Consider the following 21,249-nt stretch of genomic DNA (forward strand, 5'->3'; position numbering starts at 1 on the left):
ATGATACTTTTTTCAATTATAGTTCCTGTATATAATGCTGAAAAATATATTGAAAATACTCTGCATAGTGTAATTAATCAGGATGAAAGTAATTTTGAAGTTATAGCTGTAAATGATGGATCTACGGATAATTCTCTAAAAATAATTAAGAAAATTGCTAGAAACGATGGGAGGATAAAAGTATATAGTCAAAAAAATAAAGGTGTATCATATGCTAGAAATTTAGGATTAGATAAAGCAAAAGGAAGATATATTTTATTTTTGGATAGCGATGATGAGTTACCACCGCATACTTTATCAAGTTACTATAGAATTTTTCAAATGGAAAATGCAGATATAATTGAGGGAAATATCCATATTAGTGAAAAGCAAGATAAATATAGAAATAAAATAAAAGTATTTAATCATGACAAAGCAATCAAATATTTTCTGAATTGTAAAACAATATCAGGATATGCTGGTGGAAAAGCATATAATAAGAATATTTTAAAAAATATTAGATTCATATCATCTATTAGTTATGGGGAAGATGGTATTTTCTTTTTAGAAACTTTATTAAAGTCACACAAATTAGTACATGCTTCTTTTGCTTGTTATAAATATACAATACGTTTAAATTCTTTAAGTGGCAGAGGTCAAGATTATAATTCGCATAATTTAGAAGTTTTTAAACAAAGTGAAAATATCCAGGCTTCTGTACCTCAAAAATTTAAAAAATATAATAAAGTATTCATATTTGAACTATACAAAAGTGAAATTGAAAAATTTGCAGATTCTACGCCTAAAACTCAAAAAGAATATTATAGATCTTATAAGAGGTTAAAATCATTCTGTGATAAAAATGTAATTGGTGTTTTATTTACCACATTTAATTTACGTGTAAGAAAAGATGCTATAGGATACTTGATTTGGAGGATTAATGGAAAAAATAAACTTTAGTATAATTATACCTGTATATAATGTGAAACAATATTTAGAGAAATGTTTGATATCAATACTTGTACAAAATCAAAAAGATGTAGAAGTGATTTTGGTAGATGATGGATCAACAGATGGTAGTGATATTATTTGTGATAAATATAGTGATAAGTACGAGAATATTAGGACAATTCACCAAAAAAATGAAGGTTTATCAGGGGCAAGAAATACAGGATTAAATTATGCTAATGGAAAATGGATATTATTTTTAGATAGTGATGATATAGTAACGAAAGATTATATAGCTTTTTTAACTAATGCTATTAAAAATTATAAATTTGATATCTTGATCTTTAGATATAAGAAATTTAAAGATCATATTAAGTTTTTGAATAATATAAATTCAGGGATTAAATGTATTACTAAAAAAAATGCTTTTAAAAGTTTAGGAGAAGATAAATATTCTTGTTATGCATGGAATAAATTATATAAAAAAGATTTATTTAAAGATATTAAATATCCAGTAAATCAAAATTTTGAGGATATGGCAACAACTTATAGATTGTATAATGCTGCAAGTAAAATCGCTATAACGGAACAGATTTTGTACTTATATAGACAAAGGCAAGGAAGTATAGTATATACAATTAATTTGAATAATAGAGAAGATAGGATAAAAGCATTAGTAGATATGTACAATTTCTTCCGTGAAAAATATCCTACTGAAATATTTAAATTGCAAAAAGTAACAATAATAGAAGGTATGCATTTCCTATATGATGCTAAGGTTGAAAAGTTTAATACCGATTCTAATTTAAATGCAGAATTAAATAAGATAATTAGTAATTGTAATTATGATCAAAAAGAATTAGGAAATAGATTTTATATTGAATTATTTACCTTTAAGCATTGCAAAATCATATTTAATTTTATACGTAAACTAACAAATTTAAAAAAGTCTGCTTAGTAATTTGGGGAGAAAATATATGAAACATAAGTCTTTGGCATTGAATGCGTTTCTTAATAGTCTTAGAAGTGTATTGAATATTTTGTTCCCATTGATAACTTTTCCATATGTTTCAAGAAAATTAACAGTCGATGGAATGGGTATCTATAATTTTTCCAATTCCTTTATTAGTTATTTTCTTCTTATTGCTGCTTTAGGAATAAATACATATGCCATAAGAGAAGGCGCAAAATATCGTAATAATAAAGGGAAAATAACACAATTTTCTAGTGAAATTTTCACAATTAATATTTGCTCAACATTGATAGCATACGTATTACTATTTATATGTTTAGTACTTTTCTCACAACTGCATGTTTATTTATTATGTATTTTAATTTTTAGCTTACAGATCATTTTTACTACTATTGGTACTGAATGGATTTATCAAATTTATGAGGATTATACGTATATAACTATTAGAAGTATATTCTTTCAAATACTTTCTATTGTTTTACTATTTGTCTTTGTAAAAGGAAAACAAGATTATTTAAAATATGCAGCTATAACGGTTTTTTCAACTGTGGGTTCTAACTTTTTAAATTTTATACATGCTCGCCAATATTGTAATATTCATTTGACCTTTAATTTTAATTGGAAAAAACATATAGTACCTATTTTAATTCTTTTTGCATCAAGTATTGCTAATATGATTTATCTCAATTCCGATATTACATTATTAGGATTGATGAAAACGAATTATATAGTTGGTATATACGCCGTCTCTTCTAAAGTATATGGAGTAGTAAAAACTCTAATTTCTGCTTTATTACTTGTTACAATACCACGTTTAGCTATGTTATTTGGAAATCATAGGATTAGAGAATATAAAAACATTCTTTCCAAGTTAACTAATACGTTATTAGTTTTAGCTTTACCTGCTTCTGTAGGATTATTTATGTTGGCAAAAGAAGTTATCTTGACGATTTCAGGACCGAATTACATAAGATCAGTTAGTTCACTACAAATCCTTTGTTTCGCTTATATTTTTTCTATTTTAGCTTGGATCTTAAGTGATTGTGTTTTAATACCAGCTAAGCGAGAAAAAAATGTATTAATAAGCATGACTATAAGTGCTATTTTAAATATCGTATTTAATTTAGTTTTTATACCTTTGTGGGATGAAAATGCAACTGCTATTTCTACTGTATTGGCAGAAGCAAGTATGTTTATTTCAAATTTTTATTTTTCTAAAGATTTGGTTAGTGATGTATTTAAATCAAAGTACTTTTGGAAAAATTTTATTACATCGGCTGTGGGGTGTATTGGAATAATCGTAATATGTTTATTATGCAATAGTATTATCCAATCTATGATTATAAAAACTATTTTTTCAATTATATTATCTGTAATTACTTACGGCATTATTTTACTTATATTAAAGAATGAGATAGCTAAAAGTATTTTAAATAAAGTTAAGAATATTTTTTGAAAGAGGTTTATAACGTGAACCCAAGATTGTATAAGGGAATAGATGTATTTAAATTAACGGCGGCATTAGGAGTTGTCGCTATTCATACAGAAATTAAATTCTTTGATATATTGGGACGCTTGGGTGTCCCATTTTTTGTGATAATTTCAAGTTTCTTCTTTTTTAAACATTATTTTAGATTAAGTAGTAGTATTCAACAAAAAAATTATATTAAGAAATTTCTTGTGCGTTTAGGGTTGTTGTTCCTTACTTGGGAAGTTTTCTATATACCTTTTGCAATAATAAAATTCATGATGATTAATAATGGGACGATAACCATTAAATCAGTATTACTGTATATCTTTGATTTCTTTTATCCGGTACCGTCTAATGCGAATGGATGGGGCCCTTCTTGGTATTTAATTGCAATGTTTATGGCATTACCAATATTTATCGGCGTTTTCTATCTATTAAGAAAAAATCTAATAATTTTAGGTATCTTGTGTGTAATTATTGAGTTTTACTTTATTTGTGCCAATGGATATGGATACTTAACTCACTGGTCAACCTTAGGTACATATGGTTTCCCTAGAGTAATGATTTATATTTACATTGGGATGCTATTTGCTAAGTTTAAAGATAAGATTAATGATTATTCCTTTAAACGATACCTCTGGATATTTGGGGCATTATTGGTCTTGTTTTTAATTGAAAACTTTGTAATTAAAATATCAGGCGGCATAATTAATTCTGAAGAAGTATTTACTACGGCACCAACGGCCTTAGCTGGTAGTCTTGTCGCTATTAGATGGCAACCAAACATAGGCAACATAATTAATATTAGAAATTTTAGTACTTTTCTTTATTGCGCACAGCAATGGGGATTAGTAATATGGGGCAAGTTCATGCATATTACTAATATTAAATTCCTGGGAATTAATTTAATAGGATTTGTATTTATTGTAGTTAGTTCATATATATTCTATTTATTGTACAAGTGGATTAAGATTAAAACACAATGGAAGTTTTGGAGTTATATGGTGTAAAAGTTCTAATTGTGTAAAAACTCTGTTAATCTCTGAGGAGATTGATGGAGTTTTGTAAGCGTCAAATAAAATAGTGTACTTAAAAACCGTCCTAGTTACTGTTATACTGAGACGGTTATTTAAGTTCTTTTATTTACAATTTATCTGGATCTTCTGTAAGCGTCAAATAAAATAGTGTACTTAAAAACCGTCCTAGTTACTGTTATACTGAGACGGTTATTTAAGTTCTTTTATTTACAATTTATCTGGATCTTCTCTTGCCACGGTAAATAAGCTTCAAGGGTTTCCGAATCCAGAATCTCTTCATTCGGTAATTTCTGAAGCAAATAATTCAAGTACTTTTCAGGATCAAGGCCATTTCTCTTGGCAGTTTCAATTAAGCTTAGAATAAAGCCACTTGCAGTAGCACCCTCAAAACTTTGAGAAAATAACCAATTCTTCCGGCCCATGACGAGTGATTTTACAGCGCGTTCGGCCTTATTGTTAGATAATTCTAAATTGCCATCAAGCAAGACATGCTCAAAAGTAGCTTGATGCTTGAGGGTATAATTAATGGCTCTTCCCAATTTAGAGCCTGGCAAAACGGTGATTTTATTTTTCTCACACCAGTTGAAGAACTCTTGCATCAGAGGCTTGAGCTTTGCTTGTCTTAGCTGGTAACGTTCTTGTTTGCTCAAATTCTCCCAGGTTTGTTCTAAGTAAAACATGCGATTGCAGTAGTTGAGTCCTTTTTGGGCAAGGGACTTTCCAGAAGCCTGTTGTGGTACGGCTTCGTGAAACTTTCTTCTAACATGAGCCCAGCAGCCAACTAAAGTTGCTTTCGGCAATTGCTCATAAGCCTGCCACATATCACAGTGCAAATAACCGGGATAGTTTCCTAAAAAGTTTAAGGCAACCTTGCCACTCCGAGAAGGATCATGATGATAGAGTGTAATCCCGTATTGATCATGTTTGCCTGAAAGGAAGACCCAATAGTAAGTCTTGATTGTTTTACTTTCTAAGACTGTATAATAAGTTTCATCGGCATGTAAAATTGGCCGCATTAACAGCTTTTGCTTAAGCAGATCATACACTGGTTTAAAGTAGTATTGACTGCTTTTCAAATCCCAATAATTTAACATCTGTCTTGAAACTTCTAGTCCCATCTTCTTCCAGTCGCTTTCTTGGCGATAGTCCGGCACCTTCATTTCATATTTTTGATAAAGTGAATGAGCGATGAGTGAAGCTGAACCTAGACCATGGTTTAGGGGAGCTTTAGGTACTGCAGCTTTAATGATCTTGTCGCTAAGATTTCTTCGACTGCAGTACTTACATTTGTAAGCGTGTTGGACATGATCTAGCCTTTTAAGTTGAGCTGGGATAAACAATAATTCTTGGCGAACTGACTGCTTGCCTATCTCAATCAGTTCATGATGACAATCAGGACAATACTTGTCGCCTAATTCATGGTGAACCTCTTCAGCTGGAAGGGCAGCTAGTAAGTCAGCACGCTTTCGTTTGTGAGCTTGTCTTTTATAAGTAATAGTCTGAACGGCGGCGTCGGGGACGTTCTCCGTCATCTTGAGCATCAGGTTCATCAAAGAGACTTGTTTGTCCATTTAAAGGCATTTGTTCTGAAGATTTGCCATAACGTTTTTGCGTTAAGTAAGCTACTTGTTCACGGAGGAGCTTGATTTCATCAGTTAAGTTTTGAATAGTAGTTGCTTGTTGTGCAATAATCTTTTCCAAATTTTCTTGTGACATGAGTTAAACTTCCTCCTAAATTTATTAGTTAAAAGAATATCAAAAAAGCGTGCGATGTCAAGTGTTAGTAGAATTCGCACGCTTTCGTGTTCTTTATTTTTGGATTGATTGCGAAGCCCTTCATTAGCCAGTCGACCTGCTCAGAAGATAAAGCTTGAACTTCATTTTGATTCCTGGGCCAGTTCAATTTTCCATTTTCAAATCTTTTGTAGAGCAGCCAAAAACCTTGTCCGTCCCAATAAAGGGCTTTGAAGCGGTCCTTGCTTCCGCCGCAAAAGAGGAAGACTTTGCCGCCAAAAGGATCAAGTTCAAACTGTTCTTTGACTAAAGTTGCTAGTCCATCAATGCCTTTACGCAGATCCGTCTTGCCGCAAACGATATAGACTTGCCCTAAGTCACTGAGCTTAATCATGGCAAGACTTTCTCAAGCAGCTTATTCATAATTTCAGTATCTAAACTACTGTAGAAGTTCAGTTCTAAGTCATTCTTCTTTAAACTAAGCAACAGATTATTGCGTGGTGGACGAGCCTTCTTAGGTTTAGAAGAGTGGCCAAGTGCCACAATGGGTTGTTGTTTTTCGATTATATTCTTAACTTCCATTAAATTGATGAGATTAGAATACCTGAAAAATACGGACTAAAAAAGATACTCGGTTATATGACGCTTACAGGGATTAGGTAAAATGGAGAGATTTAATTTTGGAATTCTTCCTTTAATCTCTGCTGTTGGTATTTTCTTGTTAGTGCTTAATTTCCACCAATTTTATAGTTCTAAAATTAATTTTTTAGCTTCATCTGTTTTAGCTTCATATCTAATAACTGTTAATTCTTTGTTTGCAATGTATTTCAATAAGAAATTAATTAATATAGCTCTATTTCAAGATTCAGTATGGTTACCTATAGTTGGTATTATTTTAGCAATATTCGTGGTTCTTTGCTGCTGTTTGATTGATAAGGTGCTTATGATACCAGTTAATATAGTGATGGGAAGATTTAGCAAGTAATACGGTGATAGCTGAAAAAAGTGGTATATATTGTTTTGAATAATTAGTTTAGTTTCAGTCTTTATAGACTGAAGTTTTTATTATTTGAATAATGATAGAAAAAGTGGTAGTTAAAGCATAAAAATTATAATTCAAGTATTAAATTGTTTATAATGAGTGTAGTAATAGAGGTATTTATAAGGAGTAATCATTATGGCTAGGGCAATGAATGTAGCTGATTATATAATTTGGAAGGCAAATCAACTACAAAGACCAATTTCAAATTTAAAATTACAGAAAGTAATGTATTTTTTGAATGCAGTTCATCTTGTTGAAAAAGGTACGCCTTTAATTGAAGATAAAAAATTTGAAAAATGGGACTATGGTCCGGTTATTCATAGCGTTTATAGCGAATATTCATATAATGGTGCTAATGATATAACTAAGCCTAGAAAACATACTATTTTAACTTATAATAATGGGTATTTTGGTACTACAGTAAATGAATTTAATGTAAATGATCTTGATAAAAATAGTCGTGATTTTATAGATAATAACATAGGTAATTTCTTGAAATTTGGTCCCTTCGATTTAGTAAGAAGGTCACATTTAGAACCACAATGGAAGAATAAGACTGATTATCAATATGACGACAGTATAACTAAAGAATATTATAGTCAGCCTAATCACAGATTTTGGGAAGATTAATGGATACAGATAAGACAAGGGAACTTTTAAATAATACTTTTTGTGAATTACTTTTTGAAGAGGGATCTTTAAGTAAAGAAGAAACTAAACAATTATCTAATGTAATTGAAACTGCTATGACAGGCTTGAAGGGTGAATGGAGCATCCCTTATGAGAAAATAACTCATAAGATATATAGTATGTCCCCAGAAAAAGTTCTAGATATTGAAAAGTATGTTAAAGAAAAGCTTGATACGGTGAAGCTTGAAAAAGCAGATCCCCAAGACTTTATAAAAATAGAAAATGATACTTTAAGAAATATAAATTTAGCAGTACAGCAGCGACAGTATATTGATAAAACTCTAAGTGATGCAGAAAAAGGTTTAAATACTGTAAAAGACATTAAAGATAAAATATATACAGATTTTATCACAATATTAGGTATTTTTACTGCTATTACTTTTGCAACATTTGGTGGATTGCAATTATTAGGAAATATCTTTGGAAAGACACTTTCTACAGTTAATTCTAATCGTGGAATAGGGAATGCAATAATTTTAGCTGGCTTTTATATCTTAGCAATTTATATCATACTATGTGCTTTATTTGGCGGACTGCAGAAATTACAAAATAGAACTTTTATTATTTTGCAAAATAAAGCAGGATTATTTATCGCAAGTTCTGTATTGATTATATTGTTTGGAGTAGTGTATCAAGCAGTTTATAGCTGGTTTTCCGTTCTAATTTTATTAGGCATTTTCATTTCCGTTTTATTTATTTGCAGAATAGTTTTATTTGATTGGAAAAAACATAAGTGGGAAAAAATTCGATTAAATATTTTCGATAAAGATAATGATTTAAAAAAGTAATATTTTTATTATATTAATAATAAAAAACTGTCAAATTTTTTGTGTAAATAGATTTTTCTCGTAGATTGATTTCTTAATCTTTTATTTAATCAAAGTAGGATTCTAATGTGTCTTGAACCTGACCAAATCTTTTGTGGATTCGATTGAAATAGCGTTCGTTGTAGTTCATCGCCTGAACCCCAATAAAAGTATCTAGCGACTGCTCAGTTGGAAACTCTGCTTTAGGGTTAGTTTTACGCTTAATAACGTTATTAAGGGATTCAATCATATTGGTGGAGTAAATTGAGGCTCTGATTTGTTTAGGATAGCTATAAAAAACTAGCAGATCTGGCTCAATCTCTTTGAGATTTTTGATGACATGATTATAGGCTTTGTTCCATTTGTCATAGAAAGCGTGTAAGACATTAATAGCAGCTTCTTTATTTGGCTGTTGATGGATTTGCTTGAATTCATTCATAATCATTTCACGATCATTTATGCGTACTTTAGAGCAGATATTGCGCATAACATGTATCAGACAGCGTTGAAAATGAGCTTGGGGATATGTCTTTTCCAGTACCGTCTTCATGCCCACAACGCCATCTGAAAGAAAGAGCTCAATCCGCCCTAGACCGCGAGACTTCATGTCTTGAAGCATTTCCGTCCAATTCTCGACGTTTTCGCTAGGAGCAATACGGTAATCGATGACTTCCTTGTGACCATTAGGTTTGATACCAATGGCAATATAAACTGCTTCACGATCAAAAGTTATTCGACGCAAGGGAATGTAGGTTGTGTCCAAATAAATACAGAAGAACTTATCGCTAAGCTTGCGTTGATGATAGGCCTCGACTTTTGGAATCATCTGCTTGGAGATGTTAGATACCTGAGCTGGGCTGTAGTGACTGTCGTACATCTTTTCAATTAAATCGGCTATTTCTCTGGTGGTTACGCCTTTGGAATATAGCTTGATGATCATACTTTCTAAGACATCAGAGTACTGCTTGTAGTCAGGTAAAGTGTGCTGGTGAAACATGCCGTTTCGATCTCTAGGAACCTGAACTTCAATCTTGCCAAATTGTGTATCAACTTTACGGAAATAAGCACCATTGCGAGAATTACCAGTATTCCAACCAGCTCTATCATAAGGATCATAACCTAAAAATGCGGTTAATTCAGCTTCTAATAGATCATTAACTGCTTGTTGGAGTTCTTTACGCAATAAATCCTTTATTTTATCTTGATTGAATAGAGCTTGAGCCATATTTTTGTTCAAGTCAATCATACGAGAAAGGAACTCCTTTTTCTAATGTTTCAAGAAATTAATTTAAGGAATTATCCATCCTTACACAAACTATTTTACGTTCTCTTGGATATTGATGTATTTGAATTATACATTGTTATGTAGTTATATTTCTGAATTTTTTAGATATCTTTTTAAAGACTTTTATTGGAGTGAATGTATTCTTGAAAAAATGATCAGTCGCAATTTGAAAAGCTCCAAAACTAAAAAAGCAATGAAAGAATATATTACTAAACAGAGCAAAAAAATTAATGGGTAAAAAAATTTATGCCGATTAAATGATAGATATTTTTATTTCCCTGAAATCTTTATTGATTTTAAGGAACTTTTATTTTTAAGCAAATATTTAATCTCTAAAATAATTGTATAAACTTACATGCAAAGGATGTCATACCATGTCCCAATACTACACAAGTGGTGAATTTGCGAATAAGGCGCATGTTTCGATTCGCACAATTCGCTATTATGATCAGAAGAATTTATTAAAGCCAGCAACGCACACTAAAGGTGGTGCACGGCTATATACAGACCAAGATTTTGCCAAGTTGCAACAGATTCTGCTATTAAAGTATCTTGGTTTTTCACTCAGCGATATTCGTGAAATGACGATTGGATCAGGGGATAAGCAATTACTCCGCAATTCACTCCAGATTCAAAAGCGTCTTGCTGAGGAACGCCTTGAAGAAATGAAGAATGTGGTGAATGCCATCGACTCAACCAGTCAGGCACTAGATTGCAACGATCAAGTTGATTGGTCAAAGATGCTTAACTTAATTCATTTAACTTCAATGAATCAATCGCTCAGTATGCAGTATAAGAACGCTACGAATATTTCTGCCCGTATTCGTTTGCACCGTGATTATTCTGTTAATAAGGAAGGCTGGTTCCCATGGCTATTTAGTAACTTACACCTTAAGTCGGGGATGAAGGTACTTGAACTTGGTGCAGGTAATGGTGCGTTATGGTCACAGAATATCGATCAGGTGTCAGCTGGTGTGAATATTATTTTGTCAGATATCTCGGAAGGGATGTTAGCTGATGCCAAGAATGAGATTGGCGATAAGCCTGAATTTCAATATGCTGTGATCGATGCGCAGAAGATTCCTTTTGCTGATGATACTTTTGACTTGGTGATTGCCAATCATATGCTGTTTTACTGTGATGATATTTCTAAGGCGCTGTCGGAGATTCGTCGCGTGCTCAAGCCTGGTGCATCCCTCGTATGCAGCACATACTCCAAGCGCCACATGCGCGAGATCACGGATCTAGTCCAGAGCTTCAATTCCAACATCGTTTTATCATCCACCAATTTGTATGAACGTTTCGGCTTATACAACGGCAAGCAGATCTTGAGCAAGTTTTTCAGTGACGTCACCTGCAAGAAGTACCACGATGCCATCGAAATCTCCGAAGCAACGCCGATTATTTCATACATCTTGTCCTGTCACGGCAACCAGAATGAAATTTTGCTCAACCACTATCAAGAATTTAAACAATATGTTGAGCAGAAAGTTGAAGACGGTTTTTACATTACCAAGGATGCTGGCTTTTTTACTGCTAGAAAATAATTGAACTGCTGATTATGTATTATGAGATCCTAATTTTTACTAATTTGGGCGTTTGTAAATTTCAAGGTATAATTATTAGAGCTGATAATGATTCTAATAGGGAAATATAGATACAGATTAGAGTATAAGACTTTTTATAATGAATTGATGCATATCACAAATATGCAGAAATGTCAATTCTTTTCTTTTTCTTTTTAAATAAGAAAAAGATTAGCTGTAAATGTTGATATAACGGCATCCCTTTCTTTTTTCTTTCTTTTACTTTTATGGTGAATTTATGGATTTTATTAATTTTGTTAAAGATGTAGGTACTCTTGAATTTACAATTCCAAAAGAAGGCTTGCATTTGGAATTCAAAACAGCAAGTTGGAAATTACCTCAAAATATATGGGAAACAGTAAGCTCATTTTCTAATACAGATGGTGGCCTTATTGTATTAGGTGTAGATGAACCCCAATCACATCATTATAAGATTGTAGGCGTTGATCAACCTGATGATGTAATAAAAGAATTGTTTAATAGCAATAACAATCCGAATGTAATCAATAAGCCTGTAATTCAAGATTCTGATGTTAAAGTTACTAAGTTTAATGGCAAAACATTAATTCAAATAAAGATATATCCAGCCCAATTTTCTGATAAGCCAATTACTTTTAAGGATAAGACTTATATGAGAACCGATGATGGTGATCGTTTAGCAACACATGATCAACTAAAGTATTTATATGCTGAAAGCCAAGATCAAGTTGACACTAGATTGCTTGAAAACTTTGATTGGGATAGTGATTTGAATCTAGAAGATATTAATGACTATCGTAAAAAGTTAGAAAAAGTAGAAGATGCGGATAGTATATCAAAGTCAGATTATGAACTTTTAACAGATATTGGGGTATTGAGACGCGATAGACGTTCTTCAAGTAAAGAACGTAAATTAACAGAAGGTGGGTTGCTATTTTTTGGCAAGTTTATGTCAATAATGGATAGATTCCCTAGGTTTCAATTAGACTATACAAGGTATGCTAAAGACGGCGATACCGATTGGGTTGATCGTGTTTCAGCAGGGGACATGAATTATCCAGAAATGAATATTTATTCATTTTATAATATAGTTTTGCCTAAGATCACTTCTAATATTAATGACAAATATGTTCAAGATGAGGATTTGACAAGAGGAAGCTATGTTGCCGATTTAAGATCTGCTGCAAAGGAAGCGCTGGTTAATTGCTTGATGCACGCTTATTACGATGGAACAATAGCAATTCAAATTGAAGATCGTCCAAGTTATTGGGAATTTACTAATCCAGGTGATATGAGAGTTAGCAGAGAATCATTTTTGCGTGGTCAAAAGTCAGAAGTAAGAAATTCAGAAATTGCTACTTTATTTAGAAGGATCGGTATTTCAGAAAAGAGAGCTAGTGGAGGACCTAGAATTTTAAGAGCTGCTAGCAGAAATCATTTGATGGAACCAGAAATCGAAATTGATGCAACTAATAAAATCACTAAGATAAGAATTTGGAAAATAGATATACGAACCAAAATTGATGATGAGATGGTTTTGGATCCAACTGAAAAATTTATTATTGATTATGCTATTCAAAAATCTGAATTTAGTTTCTCCCAGATGTTTAAGGATATGAATGATAAATTTGGAAGCAACAGTACTGTAAGAAAAAGACTAAATCATCTAATAGATGAAAAGATTTTAATTTCAGAAGGAAATGGCAAGTCTACAGTATATAAGCTAGAAAAGACTAGTGAACAAGAACAAGTAGATAAAATAATGAAATTGAAAAATATGGAAGAAAAACTGTAATGAATGGAAATTAAACCAAGCAAAAAGTCTCAACACTACTAAAGAGTAATGAGAGACTTTTTAACGTGTGATAAAGCAGCCATTGCTAAAGAGCAACTGTTTTTATCTTATCGTTTATTCTAGTTGGTTGAGTATAAATGTTAAATTGTGAGGGATGCAGATATTTTTCTAATTTAATTAAATCTGTTCCATAATAATAGTTACTGGGAGAAAAACTCCTTTATTAAATTTGTGCGGGACAGTGGTCCCTAGACACCCATTTTTTAATGAGTGTTTTTTCTTTTTACTCTTGAAAGTGACGTAACGTAAGGTTGTACAATCTAGATGAATCAAAGTATTAAGTCGGAGGAATTATATGAAAGTTATCGTTACTGGAGGAGCCGGTTTTATCGGTTCTAACTTCATCTTCTATATGATGAAGAAGCATCCTGATTATGACATTATTTGTTTGGATAGTTTAACTTACGCAGGTAACTTATCTACCTTGAAGAGCGTAATGGACGACCCTCACTTCAAGTTCGTTAAGTTAGACATCCGCGATCGCGGTGGTGTTTACAAGTTATTCGAAGAAGAAAAGCCAGATGTAGTCGTTAACTTCGCTGCAGAAAGCCATGTTGACCGTTCAATCGAAAATCCAGAAATTTTCCTTGAAACCAACATTATTGGTACTTCAGTCTTGATGGATGCATGTCGCAAGTACGGCATCAAACGTTTCCACCAAGTATCAACTGACGAAGTTTACGGCGATTTGCCACTTGATCGTCCAGATCTCTTCTTCCACGAAGACACCCCACTTCACACTTCAAGCCCATACTCATCAAGTAAGGCTAGTGCCGATTTGCTTGTCGGTGCGTACGGCAGAACCTATGGCTTGCCAGTAACTATTTCACGTTGTTCTAACAACTATGGACCATATCAATTCCCAGAAAAATTGATTCCATTGATGATTCAAAGAGCTTTGAACAACGAAAAACTTCCAGTTTACGGTGACGGTGAAAACGTCCGTGACTGGCTCTACGTTGAAGATCACTGCAAGGCAATCAATCTAATTTTGGAAAAGGGTAAGCCAGGTGAAATCTACAACATCGGTGGTCACAACGAAATGCATAACATCGACATCGTTAAGCTCATCTGTGATTACTTAGATAAGCCATACTCATTAATTGAACACGTTACTGACCGTAAGGGTCACGATCGTCGTTATGCAATCGATCCAGACAAGATCCACAATGAACTTGGCTGGCTTCCAGAAACCATGTTCAAAGACGGTATCAAGAAGACCATTCAATGGTATCTCGATAACAAAGAATGGTGGGAAAATATCATTTCTGGCGATTACCAAAACTACTACGAAGAAATGTATGGCAACAGAAAGGTTTTAGACAAGGACTAAAAAATGAAGGGCATTATTTTAGCGGGTGGTTCAGGCACTCGTCTTTATCCATTAACTTTAGTAACCAGTAAGCAATTATTGCCTGTCTATGACAAACCGATGATTTATTATCCTTTATCAACTCTCATGCTTGCAGGGATTAAGGATATTTTGATCATTTCTACGCCAGCAGACACACCACGCTTCAAGGAATTACTTGGCGATGGTTCACAATTTGGCGTTAAGTTGTCTTACAAAGTTCAACCTATTCCAGATGGCTTGGCTCAAGCATTTACTTTAGGTAAAGACTTCATTAATGGTGAACCTTGTGCCATGATTTTAGGCGACAATATCTTTTACGGCAATGGATTTACTAAGTTGCTTAAGGATGCAACTGCTGATGCACAAAAAGGCAAGGCAACCGTCTTTGGCTATTACGTTAACGATCCAGAACGTTTTGGTGTGGTTGATTTTGATAAGAATGGCAAGGCAATTTCTATTGAAGAAAAGCCAGCACATCCTAAGAGTAACTACGCTGTAACGGGTCTTTACTTCTACCCAGCTGGTGTTAGTGAAAAGGCTGCACAAGTTAAACCAAGTGCTCGTGGTGAAGTAGAAATCACCAGCTTGAATGAAATGTACTTGAATGAAGACAACTTGAACGTTCAACTTCTTGGTCGTGGTTATGCTTGGCTTGATACTGGTACAATGCAAAGCTTGGTAGATGCAAGTAACTTCGTTAAGATGACTGAAGAACGTCAAAGTGTAGCAATTTCAGCTCCTGAAGAAATTGCATATATCCACAAGTGGATTGATAAGGATCAATTGCTTGAAGCTGCAAAGCATTACGGCAAGAGTCCTTACGGCCAACACTTGAAGTCTGTTGCTGAAGGTAAGTTACGTTATTAGTTTTTAAATAGGGAGAAAAGATTATAATGGGACAAATTAAAGTTGAAAAGAATGTTGGTGGCATTGAAGGTTTAGCAGTTATCACCCCAACTGTTCACGGTGATGATCGTGGTTACTTCATGGAAACTTTTAACCAAAGAGACATGATGGAAGCCGGCTTTAGCATTAACTTCGTGCAAGACAACCAATCAAGTTCAACTAAGGGTGTTCTTCGTGGCTTGCACTTCCAAAAGCATTACCCACAAGTTAAGTTAGTTCGTGCTGTACGTGGTAGCGTATTTGACGTGGCCGTTGATCTTAGAAGTGAATCAAAGACTTACGGCAAGTGGTACGGTGTTGAATTAACTGCAGAAAACAAGAAGCAATTCTTGATTCCACAAGGTTTTGCACATGGCTTTCTTGTATTGAGTGATGTTGCTGAATTCTGCTACAAGGTTAACGACTTCTGGCACCCAAACGATGAAGGTGGTATGGCTTGGAACGATCCTGAAATTGGTATTAAGTGGCCACACGTTAAGGGCGATTACCCAGGTAGCGCTAGTGCTGAAGGCTACACTTTAGACGATGGTACTAAGTTGAACATGGCAGAACGTGACCAAGAATGGAAAGGTTTGAAAGATACCTTTAAGTTTTAATTAGTGAGGTAGTTTAATGAAAGTTTTTGTAACTGGAGTTAATGGTCAACTGGGCCATGACGTGATGAATGAATTGGCTAAGCGTGGCTATGAAGGCGTTGGCTCAGACCTTGCTCCTGAATACAGTGGCGTTGAAGACGGCAGTGCTGTTACCAAGATGCCATACGTTTCTTTAGACATCACCGATGCAGATGCAGTTGACAAGGTAATCACTGAAGTAAATCCAGATGTGATTGTTCACTGTGCTGCTTGGACTGCTGTTGATATGGCTGAAGATGATGACAAGGTTGAAGCTGTCCGGATGGTTAACGTTGGCGGTACGCAAAACATTGCTAATGCTGCCAAAAAGTTAGACGTACCAATGGTTTACCTTTCAACCGATTATGTATTTGACGGTCAAGGCACCAAGCCATGGGAACCTGACTTCAAGGATTACAAGCCATTGAACGTTTATGGTGAAACAAAGTTAGGCGGCGAAAAGGCTGTTGCCGATACTTTGGACAAATACTTTATCGTGCGTATCGCTTGGGTATTCGGTGTTAACGGTCATAACTTTATCAAGACTATGCTCACGGTTGGTTCTAACCACGATGAAGTTAAGGTTGTTGATGATCAAATCGGTACGCCAACTTACACCTTTGACTTGGCTCGCTTGCTTGTCGACATGATCGAAACCGACAAGTACGGTTACTACCACGCAACCAACTCAGAATTGTCTGATACGGCTAGCGGCCATGACGAAAACGGCACTAAGACTGGTTACATTTCCTGGTACGATTTTACTAAGGAAATCTACCGTCAAGCTGGTTACGACACCAAGGTAACGCCAGTTACCACTGCCGAATATGGTTTGTCCAAAGCAGTTCGTCCATTCAACTCACGTTTAGATAAGAGTAAATTAGTTGAAAATGGCTTTAAGCCATTGCCTTTGTGGGCCGATGCGGTTCACCGCTATTTAGAGATCTTGAAGAAGCAAGGTTTCTTTGATGAATTGAATAAGTAAGATTTTAAGGAAGCATCCCTTTGGGGTGCTTTTTTGATACATAAAAATATATGATATTGATATAATTAAATTGCTATAAATGTTGTAAAACTCCGTTAATCTCTAAGTGAGGTTAATGGAGTTTTTTAGTGACAAAGATATATAGAGCGAAAAATGGAAGATACTACAAACTATTTATTTCATATTTCTAAAAAGGTTTGGAAGGATACATGTAACATGTATTTTAAGATTAGTTCGGGATCATTAAGAAATTACTTACAATTTTATCCATTTTCTAAAATGACTTGGAATGATAAGCAATATCTCATGAATGATAAATTTTATAGTAAATATATAAAAAATGGAGCAATAGTACAGTTTACTGATGTTATGAGGATTACAGATAACTATCTCTTAAAAAAGGATGGTAGTTTTCGGGATGCAACACTATTATCACCAATATTATTCTTAGTTCTTCAAGCTATAGGAAAAGAAATTTCGTTGAAATATCAAAATACTAGGAGTACTCAGATTGCAACTTATTATTCAGGTAATTATAGTTCAATGAATGCCAAATATAGTAAAGAATATAGTTATTTTTATCGTGAATGTAAAAGATGTGCGACAAAATATGATTATTTCATAAAAACAGATATTTCTAGTTTTTTTGTTAATATTAACGTTGATAAATTGATAGAAAAAATAAAAGTGAATTGTAATGATAGTGTTCAATTAAATCAACTAAAAATATATAAAGAATTTTTACAATATTGTGGAAAGGGAAGATTTCCATTAGTTGAAAATAGTATTGCAAGTTCCTATTTGGCAACAGTCGTTTATTTAAATGATAGTGATAATAGACTTGTAGATTATTTAACTAACAATTTAAATATTGCAGATTTTAAAATAGTACGATATGTTGATGATTTATATATTTTTTCAAATGAATTTGATATAAGAAGCTTTCATAAAATTAGAAATAAATATTCTTCATATTTAAAGAAAGAGGATTTAGCAATAAATAGTGAGAAAACTAAATTTTTACGATCAGATGAATTAGAAAATGAAATTAAAACCTCTTTTTATGGTGAAGATCAAATTGAAATTGTTGATGATTCTGATTTGAACTTAAATAATATTGGAGACAGATTTCTTCAATTTTTAAAATCTTTGAATGATCTTTTAGCTGATAATGAATTAGATTATAAAGAATATAAAAAGATAATTGATAGTTCATTTAAAAGTGATAGTAATTTAGTTCCAGATGAGTTGTTTAATAAAATAATTTACGATAAAAAGATAAATTCAGGGGCAACTTCTGTATATCAAGATCCTTATATATTAAGTGAACTTTCAAAGTTGATAGCATATGATGACTTCTTTTGGGTAGATCCCAAAAGATTATTCATTATGTTCTTGAATACTAAGGACGGTAAACTAATAAAGCCTATTTTAAGTATGTTAGGGAAGAAAAAAGCTGAAGAATGGACATTTTATGATTTAGTTATGGCAATAACTTATTTGACTCATAGAAGAACCTCATTTAGAAACTTTTACTCACATATTTACAATATTGATCATAATTTGGCTACCTACTTAGATTATGATTATACTGGTAATTTTAAATCTCAGTTTGAAAGTGTTGCTATAAATAATTTAATTACAGTTACTGACGCCGATATTACTTCAGGTTGGATCTCCTACTATTTGTATTTTGAATCGATAATAGAATATTCTAAGAACAACATACTAACAAGTTATGCATTTTTTAAAAATTATTTTGATAGAACAACTGCAAATATTGATTTCTATTTTGATGAGAATAAAAGAAAAAGAACGAAGAGGAGAGGAAGAAAAGGAAAAGGATCTATTTATAGTGGGTATTATAAGAAACAGCAACTGCAAAAAGTTTATCGTATTTTGAATAAGCAAAATGAAACAGATGAGATAATCTCAAAGGCGAATGACCTAAGAAACGATAATCCACTTTCTCATGCAGCAGCTCAGTTATTGCTTGATATTGATAATCCAAGTGAACCCAAAACGGAAGAGCTAATTGCTACCATGCGATCATTGTTTAAATTATTAGTGGAGTTATGCAACTATTACATAAATAAGCGGTATAACTGAAAAATATTGAGTATAGAAGGTGATTAGGGAGGAATGATTAAAATTTTTGAAGGCTATGCTTTTGTTCAAGTTAATACCTTTGGTGTTATTCAACAAATAAATAAAGAAAAGTTCGAAAACTATAGCAAATTATTAAAAATCTTTTTACCAATCCAAGATTTGTATCGAGCATATCGAAATGTAAATTTACAGTTTTCTTTATTACGAGACCTAACAACACAATATGATACTGGGAAAATAGACTCTAACACCGTTTTCAACTTAACAGAAAGCAGTATAACAGCTTACATACTTATGCATAGAATGTTTGTAGACAATTGTAAAAGCTTTCAGCGTAATCACAAAAATGCAAATATTTCTGATTCAATTATCGATTTACAAAATAAAAATACGGAAAAGAATATGAAAGTTCTTCGAGATTATGCTATGCATACCAGTATTCCAATGTCAGGAGTGAAAATGCATACGGATATGAGTAATGAAGCTGATCCCAAGCAAAGATTTCACTCTACTCTTCGTGTAAAAATTAATGCTGACGAAATGGATACTCATGGTTTAAGTCGCCAGGATAGGGAGAGAATTAATGAGTGGGGATATGAACTAGATATAACAACAGAAATAAAAACTGCATGGAACAATTTAAAAGACTTTGCTAAAAAAGTATTTAAAAATTATTTGGATGCATATGTTGATGAGAACTTACGTAAAGTGGTAATTTCTGATAAGAAATTATGGCAGGAGAGACTAATACCTTTAAAAACTCAGGGGATTACATATCAACCTAAAAATAGTATTCCTCGGGATACTGTTTTTATGGATTATGATGCATTGGCATATTGTATTAATTGTATATTAGATGAGTAGCGTTGTATTGGTGCCTTGCCCATTAAACAAGTAATTGAAACTCCCAGATCTGATCAAAGTAAGGTAAATACTGTTTTTGTATTAAATATAGATTCTTTTAAAGCTTCTAAGAAGGAATTTGCTAAAGCAAATATCGCCGATTCATACTGGGAAGATCCCAATAATTCATCATTCATGAAGCATGCTAATGCATACGTAGCACAGCTCATTGCTCTTTATCGATTGGCTTTGGCCGAATACATCAAGGTTAATAAGGATACTCTTGATGAAATACAAGCGAAAATGAAAGATACGGTATTACGCAACGCTATTGTGTGGGGTAATACTTCACCTCAAGATGCGCCAAATGCTATGAAGCAGAATAACTTCACACTGCATCCCACAGTAACGCTACCAGATCTGTAGGACGTTGGCGGTGGGCGGCAAAATTATGTATAATAAGATATAAGGAATCAGCGCTAATGACGTTGGTCAACAGGGCTTCGTGCTAAGTTGATTCAGGTTTTAAGCATCATGCACTTATGTGTGTGATGCTTTTCTCATTTTTATGGGAAGTTAGAGCAAGAGAGGCTAGGTAAAGATTGAGCGCTAATGAAGAATTCTAGCCTTGTTGATGTGAGACTAGAATTTTTATGTTGCATGAATCGCATAATGTTTATTGGTATAATTTATGTGTTTGTTAAGTCGTAGATGTAGTGGAGCTCCGATAATCTCCTTGGTTGAGGTTGATGGGGTTCTACGTAAAGTCAAGTATCATAAGGTATTTGGTTTTATTTTTTTAATAAGCAGGCCAATTTGTTTAGAAATTAGTTCAAGACAAACAAGCTTACTAAAATAGTTTTTTAATAAGTTAGAAGAGTATAATAAATTTGATCAATTAATTAAATAAAAGGTGAACTAATGGATACTGATACTTTTCTACTCTAAGTCAAGTGTTATCAACGATTTTAAGCAATTTTATTTTGAAATACAGGCCTAATCGGGAAATGGCTCCCGGAGAATCGAGTTAAATATCTGATTTAGGGCATGATA

At 33.1% G+C, this 21,249-nt stretch carries 21 protein-coding genes; 16 read left to right on the forward strand and 5 right to left on the reverse strand.

The genetic code is table 11. The annotated features are described in order from the left end of the window. From B5E95_RS06720 to B5E95_RS06735, 4 genes are read left to right on the forward strand one after another with little or no spacing between them, the layout of a single operon-like run. Positions 1-939: a glycosyltransferase family 2 protein gene (locus B5E95_RS06720; RefSeq protein WP_087235935.1), complete on the forward strand. Its 939-nt coding sequence runs from the start codon at positions 1-3 to the stop codon at positions 937-939. Next, positions 920-1,885, forward strand: coding sequence for a glycosyltransferase family 2 protein (locus B5E95_RS06725; RefSeq protein WP_087235937.1), 966 nt, complete (start codon positions 920-922; stop codon positions 1,883-1,885). The genes B5E95_RS06720 and B5E95_RS06725 overlap by 20 nt, the downstream gene beginning before the upstream one ends. A 19-nt stretch (positions 1,886-1,904) precedes the next feature. Next, positions 1,905-3,356: a flippase gene (locus tag B5E95_RS06730; RefSeq protein ID WP_087235938.1), complete on the forward strand. Its 1,452-nt coding sequence runs from the start codon at positions 1,905-1,907 to the stop codon at positions 3,354-3,356. Between the two features lie 14 nt (positions 3,357-3,370). After that, positions 3,371-4,381 (forward strand): acyltransferase family protein, encoded by a 1,011-nt coding sequence (locus B5E95_RS06735; RefSeq protein ID WP_162606879.1) that lies wholly within the window; start codon positions 3,371-3,373, stop codon positions 4,379-4,381. Positions 4,382-4,611: 230 nt separating this feature from the next. Here B5E95_RS06735 and tnpC read toward each other — a convergent pair whose 3' ends face one another. The 4 genes from tnpC to B5E95_RS06755 form a co-directional block, all read right to left on the reverse strand. Next, positions 4,612-5,940 carry an IS66 family transposase gene (tnpC, locus tag B5E95_RS06740; RefSeq protein WP_241146330.1) on the reverse strand — a complete coding sequence of 443 codons (1,329 nt, stop codon included), beginning with the start codon at positions 5,938-5,940 and terminating at the stop codon, positions 4,612-4,614. Continuing rightward, positions 5,894-6,124: an IS66 family transposase gene (locus tag B5E95_RS06745; protein ID WP_005725993.1), complete on the reverse strand. Its 231-nt coding sequence runs from the start codon at positions 6,122-6,124 to the stop codon at positions 5,894-5,896. Before B5E95_RS06745 ends, tnpC begins: the two co-directional genes overlap by 47 nt. A 64-nt stretch (positions 6,125-6,188) precedes the next feature. After that, complete coding sequence (tnpB, locus tag B5E95_RS06750; RefSeq protein WP_087176881.1) at positions 6,189-6,536, reverse strand: IS66 family insertion sequence element accessory protein TnpB; 348 nt, start codon at positions 6,534-6,536, stop codon at positions 6,189-6,191. Continuing rightward, entirely contained in the window at positions 6,533-6,724 is a 192-nt protein-coding gene (locus B5E95_RS06755; RefSeq protein ID WP_087235944.1) for a hypothetical protein, read from the reverse strand. The genes tnpB and B5E95_RS06755 overlap by 4 nt, the downstream gene beginning before the upstream one ends. Positions 6,725-6,806: 82 nt before the next feature. Between B5E95_RS06755 and B5E95_RS06760 the strand changes: the two genes are divergently transcribed. The 3 genes from B5E95_RS06760 to B5E95_RS06770 all read left to right on the forward strand — a co-directional run bounded on the left by B5E95_RS06760 (position 6,807) and on the right by B5E95_RS06770 (position 8,662). Beyond that, positions 6,807-7,127 carry a hypothetical protein gene (locus B5E95_RS06760; protein ID WP_087235945.1) on the forward strand — a complete coding sequence of 107 codons (321 nt, stop codon included), beginning with the start codon at positions 6,807-6,809 and terminating at the stop codon, positions 7,125-7,127. A 192-nt stretch (positions 7,128-7,319) separates the two neighbouring features. Then, positions 7,320-7,814 (forward strand): Panacea domain-containing protein, encoded by a 495-nt coding sequence (locus B5E95_RS06765; protein WP_087235947.1) that lies wholly within the window; start codon positions 7,320-7,322, stop codon positions 7,812-7,814. Beyond that, positions 7,814-8,662 (forward strand): hypothetical protein, encoded by an 849-nt coding sequence (locus B5E95_RS06770; RefSeq protein ID WP_087235948.1) that lies wholly within the window; start codon positions 7,814-7,816, stop codon positions 8,660-8,662. The genes B5E95_RS06765 and B5E95_RS06770 overlap by 1 nt, the downstream gene beginning before the upstream one ends. A gap of 85 nt (positions 8,663-8,747) precedes the next feature. Here B5E95_RS06770 and B5E95_RS06775 read toward each other — a convergent pair whose 3' ends face one another. After that, positions 8,748-9,926 (reverse strand): IS256 family transposase, encoded by a 1,179-nt coding sequence (locus tag B5E95_RS06775; RefSeq protein ID WP_087235950.1) that lies wholly within the window; start codon positions 9,924-9,926, stop codon positions 8,748-8,750. 413 nt (positions 9,927-10,339) lie between these two features. On the opposite strand from B5E95_RS06775, the gene B5E95_RS06780 reads away from it, so the two are divergent. From B5E95_RS06780 to B5E95_RS10935, 9 genes are all read left to right on the forward strand, one after another. Next, entirely contained in the window at positions 10,340-11,512 is a 1,173-nt protein-coding gene (locus tag B5E95_RS06780; protein WP_087235952.1) for a MerR family transcriptional regulator, read from the forward strand. A 277-nt stretch (positions 11,513-11,789) separates the two neighbouring features. Next, complete coding sequence (locus B5E95_RS06785; protein ID WP_087235954.1) at positions 11,790-13,325, forward strand: RNA-binding domain-containing protein; 1,536 nt, start codon at positions 11,790-11,792, stop codon at positions 13,323-13,325. Between the two features lie 355 nt (positions 13,326-13,680). Then, positions 13,681-14,718, forward strand: coding sequence for a dTDP-glucose 4,6-dehydratase (gene rfbB, locus B5E95_RS06790; protein WP_087235956.1), 1,038 nt, complete (start codon positions 13,681-13,683; stop codon positions 14,716-14,718). A gap of 3 nt (positions 14,719-14,721) precedes the next feature. Further along, on the forward strand, positions 14,722-15,606 hold the full coding sequence (gene rfbA / locus B5E95_RS06795; RefSeq protein WP_087235958.1) for a glucose-1-phosphate thymidylyltransferase RfbA: 885 nt from the start codon (positions 14,722-14,724) through the stop codon (positions 15,604-15,606). A 26-nt stretch (positions 15,607-15,632) separates the two neighbouring features. Then, complete coding sequence (rfbC, locus tag B5E95_RS06800; RefSeq protein ID WP_087235960.1) at positions 15,633-16,241, forward strand: dTDP-4-dehydrorhamnose 3,5-epimerase; 609 nt, start codon at positions 15,633-15,635, stop codon at positions 16,239-16,241. Between the two features lie 16 nt (positions 16,242-16,257). Then, positions 16,258-17,244: a dTDP-4-dehydrorhamnose reductase gene (gene rfbD, locus B5E95_RS06805; RefSeq protein WP_087235961.1), complete on the forward strand. Its 987-nt coding sequence runs from the start codon at positions 16,258-16,260 to the stop codon at positions 17,242-17,244. A gap of 153 nt (positions 17,245-17,397) precedes the next feature. Then, on the forward strand, positions 17,398-19,353 hold the full coding sequence (locus B5E95_RS06810) for an AbiA family abortive infection protein (protein ID WP_087176309.1): 1,956 nt from the start codon (positions 17,398-17,400) through the stop codon (positions 19,351-19,353). Between the two features lie 33 nt (positions 19,354-19,386). Then, positions 19,387-20,217: a hypothetical protein gene (locus tag B5E95_RS06815; protein ID WP_087176310.1), complete on the forward strand. Its 831-nt coding sequence runs from the start codon at positions 19,387-19,389 to the stop codon at positions 20,215-20,217. A gap of 15 nt (positions 20,218-20,232) precedes the next feature. Beyond that, positions 20,233-20,622, forward strand: a complete 390-nt coding sequence (locus B5E95_RS10935) for a hypothetical protein (RefSeq protein ID WP_241146331.1) — start codon at positions 20,233-20,235, stop codon at positions 20,620-20,622. Positions 20,623-21,249: the final 627 nt, after the last annotated feature.

The sequence above is a fragment of the Lactobacillus gallinarum genome (assembly GCF_002160635.1).
Lineage (GTDB): Bacteria > Bacillota > Bacilli > Lactobacillales > Lactobacillaceae > Lactobacillus > Lactobacillus gallinarum.